Here is an 8618-nt window from a genome sequence, read left to right as displayed (position 1 = left end):
TCTGCTTTGAAACTAATAAACATGAATAATGTTTCTCTAATACTAATTTTACACATTCAAGTTTAAATGTGTAATCATATTTCACTTTTCTTTCCATAAAAATACCCCCAAATAGTGTCTAACTTTTTGGGGGCAGTCTACATTTAGTCTGGTTTTTTTAAACATTTAGAAACGTTTTATTTTTTTAAAGTTCTCATATAATTTACAACTAACCAACGGTCTTCATCATTTGGCATTTTTTTTGTATACTCAGGCATATCATCTCTACCGGTTGTTGTTTTATAGAATAATTCACCATCTGTTTGTTTTTGAAAAACTGCAGAAGTAAAATCTCCTAAATCACCTTTCATTTCAGCTGCTTTTGGTCCATCGCCTTCACCTTTAGCACCATGACAAGATTTACAATGTTTGGTATACAATGATTTTCCAATAGCTGCATCTGTTTTTGCATCGACAGGATTTTTCATAGTTACATACTTAGCAGGAACCACCCATTTTTTTTGTACAAATGTTCCGAATGAGAATAGTGTAAAAGACACTATGGCTAAAATTGTTAAATTTTTAATTGCTTTCATTTTTTTGAATTTTACGATTTTGTTATTTTAAATAAATTTCTGATTAAATATATAATTAATCCCCATATTCCAAATATCAGTAAATTTGGAAAGATTAGCAAGAATAATGGAGTTTTATTTCTCGGAGACCACATTGTTCTTTCATCAAAAGTGGACTCGTCTACAATTTGTTTTCCAATGGGTGCAGTTATAATAGATTTGATAGTGCCATACTCTTCACTTTCATTTAAAACCACTTCAATAGTTAATTCTCCATTTAATCCTGGGATACCTTGATCTATAGGAACAATTACTGTACCACTTTCATCTGTAATGTTAAATTCTTCACCCATTTTTAAAGGTTTGAACATTCTTTGAATTTGTACATCTAAATAGGCTTCAATAATTGGTAAACCTGTTACTGGATCTGTAAGGGTTGCGGTTACATAATTAATACTATCTTCATTATATAGACTCGCCTTAATTTCTGCATCTTTAAAGCTTACATATTCAGTTGTTTCTTCAAATTGTTTGTTTCCTAAAAAATCAATACTGATATTATAAATATTTTCAGCATCTGCTTTTAAGGATTTGATGTTTTTAACTGAAAATCTACCTTTACCTGATGTATTGGTGGTTATTTTTCCAAGTTTAATTCGTTCATCATCAATATCGTTAAAAAAGAATAAATCAATATTTGAAACCTTTACAAATTGCTTGTCAATTTTAGAGGTAGCTTTAACATCGAAATAAAGATCACCTCCCATTATTTTTACATATTGAATGGTTAATCCAACTGAATTTTTTTCTATTTCTTCTTCTTCTTCTTCTTGAGCATGCACACTAATACCACTTATGAAGGTGATAAATAATAGAGAAAAATATACGAAACGCATTTTTAATAAACTTCTCATGACTTTGTATTTTTTTCGGTTTCTAATAGTTCTTGTTCATCTGCAGTTCTTTGAATAGGTATTACAGGTACAAACCGCACTAATAATGTAATTATAAGTAAGGCAGCAGCTAAAGTGGCTGAGGTAATAAGCCATTCGTGTAAACTTGGAAAATAATGATGCCATGATTCTGGAACACCTTGTATTGGCAAAAATGGGTGTAATAATGTTGGTGTAACAATTATATAACGTTTCCACCAAGAAGCCAATACCACGATTAAACCAATGACAAACATTGCTTTTGGTTGCCTTCCTTTTTTAAATAACAAAACTATTATTGGTATAATTAGACCACCAATGGTTACCATCCAAAATAGAAAAGAATAATGCCCAGTAAAAAGTGTGTCTAAATGGGTCATTTCGCCTTTTTTAGCTGTAAATAATGGCATTAAATATTCATTTATATTAAAATACAAGTATACTAAACAAGCCAAAACCAATAATTTACCAAGCTTATCAAAATGAAATTCAGTAATATAGTTTTCTAATTTTTTTACTTTTCTAACCACACAAATTACAGTAATTAAAGCACCAACTCCAGCAACAAATGCTCCTGAAATAAAGTAAGGTGCAAAATTTGTACTATCCCAACCAATTCTATATGTACTTGAAAATAACCAAGCATCAATAGTTTGAAGAATCAAAGCAACAGGAAGTATTAAAATTGCAATAATTTTAATAGATTTTGTTTGAATCGCTTTTTGAGCTTTGCTTCCTTTCCAGTTTAACGATAATTTTCCGTACCATTTACTTGCGGTAGGGTTTGTTTCTTTATAATGGTTTTTAAGAATAGCAAAATCTGGCAGTAATGGAAAATAAAGCAATAAAGCACTTATTGCTAAAAACGTAGGAATAATAATTACATCCCAAGTAATAGGAGATTGAATTCTTGCATGAATAAATAGATTTAATAATCTATCTGGTCTGGCCATATCTATCATAATGGTTACCCCAGCCATTGCAATTGCAGCAAAGGTTATAATTTCAGCTATTCTAACAATAGGTGTCCTCCAGGCGTTATTTGTTAATCTTAAAATTGCAACTGCAACTGCACCTACAAAACTGGTGGCAACAAAGAATACGAAATTGGAAATATAAATCCCCCAAAGGGCATAATCTCGCATATTAGTTACTACTTGTCCTTTTATTAATTGATCTATATACGCAATAATTCCAATAATAATTATTACAATTAAAAAGCTAGTCCATATTACGCCTTTCTTTCCAAATTTCTTTGGAGCTAAGTCGTTCAATAAAGTATCGTATTTATTCATGATTATTCAGGTTTTTCAACAGATTGAAATTCAGTAAAATGTTCTAATCCTTCTTCAAAATCTACCAATCTGTCAGTAGGAGGTAAGTAATAAACACTAGGCTCTGTGCCTAATCCTTCCATAATTCTGTATCCAGCTTTATTTTTTAATAATTGACTAAATCTAAATGTTTCGTCACCATTTGTTACTGTATCTTCATACTTGTCTCCAAAATAAAACACACCATTTGGACAAGCCGTTACACAATGTGGTAATTCACCTTCTGCAATGGAATGTGGACAAAAATCACATTTATCTACAGTTCCCTTTATACTTGGAAATCCAGTGTGTTCAGGAGAGTAGGCTGATTTACCTTCCATATCCATAGTCATTGTAATTTCACCTTGATTTGGCTCACTCCAATTAAATACTCGAGTAGAATATGGACAAGCAGCCATACAGAATCTACATCCAATACAACGTTCGTTGTCAATTAATACCAAACCATCTCTTCTTTTAAAAGTAGCATCTACAGGGCAAACTGTAACGCAAGCAGGTTGATCACAATGTTGACATAAAGTAGGCATCCAGTAGGGTGCAGTTTCTTTTGATTCCTGCATTTTATAAACCTTTAACCAAGCGTTATCTCCAGTAATGTAATGGTTTTTATTGCAAGAAACTTGACATTTTAATGCATTTTTACATTTAGCCAAATCAACTACCATCACAAATTTTCTGTTTGGCATTCCTTCTCTTACATTGTATGCTTCCTCATGTTCGTGTTTAGGAGCGGCTTCAATTACCGATGCTGAATCTACTTGAATGATAGTTCCATCAGTGGTCATTAATTCCATGGTGTCAGTTGCTGCGCTATCTTCTTGAGCCGTAAGTTTAGAGGCTAAATTTGCCAAAACTACACTTCCAATAGCGGTAGCAGCTCCTATTTTTAAGCCGTTATTTAAAAATTTACGGCGTGAATTTTCATTGTTGTTTTCCATAATTATAATAATAGAATAAAATTATAGTTTTCTTCCTAGCCAAGTTAAAAAAGACTGGTTTGAAACATTTTTTTCGATGATTTTTGCGTTATTAACAACACTTTTTTTAACTCGTACAGCAGTACCGTCTGGCTTTAAAAGCGTTTGATACTCTTCTTCTTCTTCTTCTTCTTCCTCTTCTGAATTGAGTAAAGAATGAGGTACAGGTTGTCCAAATCCAATGAGAGGAATTAATAAACTACCTCCTAAAATTGGTAAAATGCCTCTTCTAGAAATATTAGATTGGTTTAATGGTTTTTGTTCAGTTTTCATTTTCTAGTTGGTGGTTTTAGGTATTAATTTTTTTAGTTAAATACGTTAACAAGGGCTAAAGGTAATTATTAAAACACTGAATATTTATGATTTTTGTCAGCATTGAAAATTTATAAAATGCTAAAAATCAACTATATAAATATTATTTTAAAATTAAAACTTAAATTAATGTTATTTATGTTACATAAAAAAAGCGGTAGCCAAATTTTTAGGTTTGATTACCGCTAGGTTAGTTTTTATAAAGCTTTATTAAAAGTTATAAACTCTTGTGATGTTAAAACCAATTAAAAAATCTCCATTTAAGAAATCGTTACCATTAAACATGATGTTTTTTTGTGGAACGATTGCATTGTAATTTGTTGCAAAAATTTGGAAAGCATGTGCTGATGTAGAAAATTCTACTCCAACACTAACTCCTGGATGTGGATTATCTAGTAAAAATTTAGTGATTGGTTGTGTATAATCTACCAAAATTGCTGTTTGTGGACTAATTTTATATCTTCCTCCAAAAGCAACTGCAATCATATCATTTCTCATGGTGTTTTTAACCACGTTGTAATGAGAAACACTTGGTGCAACTTGTAATGATAAATTTGGACTAAATTTTCTCGAAATAATTAATTGATGAAAATTTGAGTAACGGTCTTGAACGTAGTTAAAATTTTCTTTTGTTCTTGCATCAACAGTAAAATTACCATAATAAGTAACATTTACAGGCATTTTATTAGATTGAGTTTGTCTTAATAAGGCAACTTTCCAGTTAAAATCTTGCAATCTATCAAATTTTGTAGTTCCGTATCCAATAGTTAATCTTTCATGGATTGAATAGGATAATCCAATTCTTATATTAGAAGGAGCCCAAAAACCGGCTAAATCATTTTCTCCACCATTAACTAAACCAAATCGATGACCCATTTGAACTTCTAAAGCATTTTTTGAAAACAAAACATCGGTTGGATTGTCTATAATGTAAGAACTTTCAAATGCTGGTCTTTCTAATTTTTCTTTTACAACTTCTTGTTCTACAGTTTCTTCTGTAACTTCTTCTTGAGAAAAAGCTATAAAAGGGAAAACTAATAAAACAAAAAATATTTTTATATAATTTTTCATATTTAACATTTTATGGTTTAATTATTTTTGGCTCCCTGGTTTATCCAAGTTTTAACTAAATCTATTTTAGATTGTGGCCATTTAGAACCTGGAGGCATTAAAGAAATACCGCCTGTACCTAGTAAAGATTTATATAAAACGCTATTGTTTGCGTCACCTGCAATAACATAGCCGTTTAATAGGTTAGTATATGAATTTATGTTTAGGGTTGGCTTTATGCTTCCGTGGCAGCCAGTACATTGACTCCATAAAGGAACAATATCTGTAGCATAAGAAACTTCTGTTGTACCCCCCCCATTTCCATTGTCAATAATCACTTCATCTTGAATAGCATCATAGTAACACGAATTCATAAACAATCCTAAACTAATGATGAGAAAATATTTAAATAAATGTTTCATATTTAAGTTTTTAAAATTTATAATCTCTTGTTGAAGTAAAAGTGTTGCTTAGGTTTTTAACCACACTTTTTACTAAAAGATTATTTTACTATTTTCATTGTTTTAAAATTGCTCATACCATGTGCAATTGCAGAATTGTTAAAGATAGCCATACCAAAAGACATTTCTTCTCCAGGTACAAAAATCGCATCAAATGGATCTCCAGAATTTAATTTACGTTTGATTTCAATTTGCCATCCAGAACCAGTATGTTTTGCTCTAACTTGAGTGTCAGATCTTCCATCGGCACCTGCTCCACCTGCATTAACTGTAACACTTGGGAAACGTTTTTTACCAAAACCTTTAGAATAAGCAACTAAGTCAGTATTAGGATCAATTGTTGAACCGTCAGATAATTTTAAAACACCATCTACAGAAACACCAGTTACCGTTTGAGCTGCACCTGAAGTTAACTCAGCAGTTGTAATCCAATAGTAATTAGATTGTCCTTTTTTAACCCATTTTGGTCCTTTTTTACCAGTAACTGCATCTGTAAATACAGGAGAGTCATCATACATTTTAATACCTGCATCAGATTTTCTTCCATTTGCATCAGCAGTTCCAGCTTTAGCATCAGTAGTTACATAACCATCATCTACAGATTTAGATAATTCGTTTCTGTTACGTTTCCAATGCCATAAATCTGCTAATTCACCAGCATTTTTCATATAATGTCTTGTAGATTTGCTTCCAGCAGCAGTACCTGTTAAACCACCATGGCACGTAACTGTACAAGTTCCTGCTTTAAAACCAGCTGGTTCTTGCCCGTTAACTTTAATAGGGAACATAAATCCAAATTTATCTTCATAATACTTATCGTTTTTATGATTTGCATATTTGTTTTCTTGTTGCCAAGTTTTTGATGCTGGATCAAAATAGAAAGATTCACGATCTTTACTGTCAGCTTCATCTTCATACTCCAATAATAAGTATAAATACTCACCATCGTGTCCACCTCTTAAAGAGTACTTATAGCTTTCTCCTGTATAAGGATCAAATAAATCAGATGGCTCTAACGATAAGTTTCCGTTACTAGATTTATTTAAGGGAACTGTTTTTGCTCCTGCAGCTGAAACAGTAGCAGCACTTAATAAAGGACGCGCTTTGCTCCACATTTCATCTATGTCACCATCAAAATTTGGTGCCTTAGCAAATTTTGCTACTAATAATTCTTCTGTACTAGAACCTACACCAGGATCTCCTCCAACATTGGGAGCATCATCGTGTGTACAACTTGCCACTGCAACTAGTGCTACAGCGGATAATATTAATTTAATATTAATTGTTTTCATTATTTAATCAATTTATTTATTCAATTTATTTAATTTATTTAATTTATTTAATTTATTCAATTTATTTATTTATTCAATTTATGAAATATTAATATCTAATTACGATTGAATAAGAATAGCTGTTAAAATTAAAGGAGCATTTTACAGTGCTCCTTTAATTTTAGTTGTTTTATGGTAATAATTTAAGTGCTGCAATAGAGTTTGCCAACAATGCATTTGCATATTTTGGATTATGCAAGCCATAGGTATGATCATAATAAAGAACTCTATAATTCCAAACAGCTTTAGACACAACATCTTTTAAATTATTTCTATCTGTTTGTCCAGAAGGAATAACTAAAGCACCCTCTGCATCGATAGTGAATTTAGGAGCAACTCTGTTTATTTGAATTGCTAGGTCTTTCATTAAGTTTTTAATCTTAGTTTGGCCTCCATTTATGTTATAGTCAACAACTCCAGCTTGTGTATGACATTTTTTACAATTGTCTAAATTTGGTTTAAATGTGTGGTTTCCACTTTTATTATCACTAGTGGCTTTACCCATATGGCAACTTATACAAGAAGCTCCTTTATGAACACTTTGCCCTTTTGCAGGATATGCTACCGTTCCAGCAATTTCGTGCATATACATACCACCTAGAAATAAAATAGATTGAGTACCATAGTGTGGTCCTGGTCTTGAAGTAATAAGGTTTACAGTGGCATCTGCATTTGTAGTAATTTGAGTTCTATATGGATCTCTTGGTTGGTGACATTGTACGCACATATTACTATTACCTCCAAGGTCAATAAAATCAGCTACACCACTTACCCATTGTTCTGTTAGTTGAATAGGGCCTTTTTTAGCTCTTAAAGCTACATCGGTTCCGCTAACGGCAGCACCAGCAGATTCGTGACCACCTGAATGACAAGTTGTACATCCAATCCCAGTTCTAGTTGATTCAGGAATAGTTGCAAAAGCAACTCTAAAATTTCCATTTCCACCATTTACGTTTAAAGTGTGTTTATACCCTTCTAATGAGTGACAACTAGCGCAATAAGTTGTTCCTCTCAACATTGAACCATTTTTAGGTGTCATTGCAAAAGTTGCTGGTTGCACTACTTTGAAACTATCATTATGGCATTGTAAACATACGTTACCACCATCAGCTCCGTTTAATCCGTTAGTACCATTAGCACCATTTACTCCATCAATTCCAGCTAATCCTTGTGATCCAGCGATAGGTTCGCTAGTACATTGTACGAACATAAAACTTGAAGCAATAAGCATCAATAAAGTTATTAATTTTAAGTTTTTCATAATATTAGATATTTGTTTGTTTTAATTTTGAATAAATTTAGGTACTATAACAAATAAATAATATGATTTAAGTCATACTTTTTGACATTTTAAAAAATTGATAATCAACGTTTTAAACTCTATTTAGAATCATTTTAAGTTATTTCGGTTATTTTTTAAGCAATTTATGTTACAGAGTTGTGTATTTTTTGTTACAAACCTTCTTGTTTTTGAAAAGAATTGAGATGTTTTAGCCCCATGATACATATACTATGTTATTTGTTCGTGTTATTAACCTAGCGGTAATATATTCATAAAAAAGTTGTATATTTGTCCTATGGAAAAAGAAGATTTTAGGACAGTTGATGATACGATTAGAAGTTCGTATCGAAAAAAGGCAATTGCCTTAATAAAGAAAGGCGTAAAA

9 protein-coding genes are annotated in these 8618 nt (G+C 31.6%); all 9 read right to left on the bottom strand.

Features of this window, described 5'->3' with window-relative positions:
- Positions 1 to 176 precede the first annotated feature (176 nt).
- The 9 genes from Q8S45_RS03545 to Q8S45_RS03505 all read right to left on the bottom strand — a co-directional run bounded on the left by Q8S45_RS03545 (position 177) and on the right by Q8S45_RS03505 (position 8212).
- Complete coding sequence (locus tag Q8S45_RS03545; RefSeq protein WP_305601304.1) at positions 177 to 575, bottom strand: cytochrome c; 399 nt, start codon at positions 573 to 575, stop codon at positions 177 to 179.
- An 11-nt stretch (positions 576 to 586) separates the two neighbouring features.
- Positions 587 to 1468 (bottom strand): hypothetical protein, encoded by an 882-nt coding sequence (locus tag Q8S45_RS03540; protein ID WP_305601302.1) that lies wholly within the window; start codon positions 1466 to 1468, stop codon positions 587 to 589.
- Positions 1465 to 2781, bottom strand: coding sequence for an NrfD/PsrC family molybdoenzyme membrane anchor subunit (nrfD, locus tag Q8S45_RS03535; protein WP_305601300.1), 1317 nt, complete (start codon positions 2779 to 2781; stop codon positions 1465 to 1467). The genes Q8S45_RS03540 and nrfD overlap by 4 nt, the downstream gene beginning before the upstream one ends.
- Before the next feature lie 2 nt (positions 2782 to 2783).
- Positions 2784 to 3758, bottom strand: a complete 975-nt coding sequence (locus Q8S45_RS03530) for a 4Fe-4S dicluster domain-containing protein (protein ID WP_305601298.1) — start codon at positions 3756 to 3758, stop codon at positions 2784 to 2786.
- 21 nt (positions 3759 to 3779) lie between these two features.
- Positions 3780 to 4070 (bottom strand): hypothetical protein, encoded by a 291-nt coding sequence (locus Q8S45_RS03525; protein WP_305601296.1) that lies wholly within the window; start codon positions 4068 to 4070, stop codon positions 3780 to 3782.
- Positions 4071 to 4319: 249 nt separating this feature from the next.
- Complete coding sequence (locus Q8S45_RS03520) at positions 4320 to 5180, bottom strand: DUF5777 family beta-barrel protein (RefSeq protein WP_305601294.1); 861 nt, start codon at positions 5178 to 5180, stop codon at positions 4320 to 4322.
- Positions 5181 to 5197: 17 nt separating this feature from the next.
- Complete coding sequence (locus Q8S45_RS03515) at positions 5198 to 5581, bottom strand: hypothetical protein (RefSeq protein WP_305601293.1); 384 nt, start codon at positions 5579 to 5581, stop codon at positions 5198 to 5200.
- A gap of 80 nt (positions 5582 to 5661) precedes the next feature.
- Positions 5662 to 6912 (bottom strand): ethylbenzene dehydrogenase-related protein, encoded by a 1251-nt coding sequence (locus Q8S45_RS03510; protein ID WP_305601291.1) that lies wholly within the window; start codon positions 6910 to 6912, stop codon positions 5662 to 5664.
- Positions 6913 to 7081: 169 nt separating this feature from the next.
- Positions 7082 to 8212: an ammonia-forming cytochrome c nitrite reductase subunit c552 gene (locus Q8S45_RS03505; RefSeq protein ID WP_305601289.1), complete on the bottom strand. Its 1131-nt coding sequence runs from the start codon at positions 8210 to 8212 to the stop codon at positions 7082 to 7084.
- Positions 8213 to 8618 lie beyond the last annotated feature (406 nt).

This window comes from Lutibacter sp. (genome assembly GCF_030692605.1).
Taxonomy (GTDB): Bacteria; Bacteroidota; Bacteroidia; order Flavobacteriales; family Flavobacteriaceae; genus Lutibacter.
Note: the sequence above shows the minus strand (reverse complement) of the source record. Positions and strands in the feature narration are given on the sequence as shown.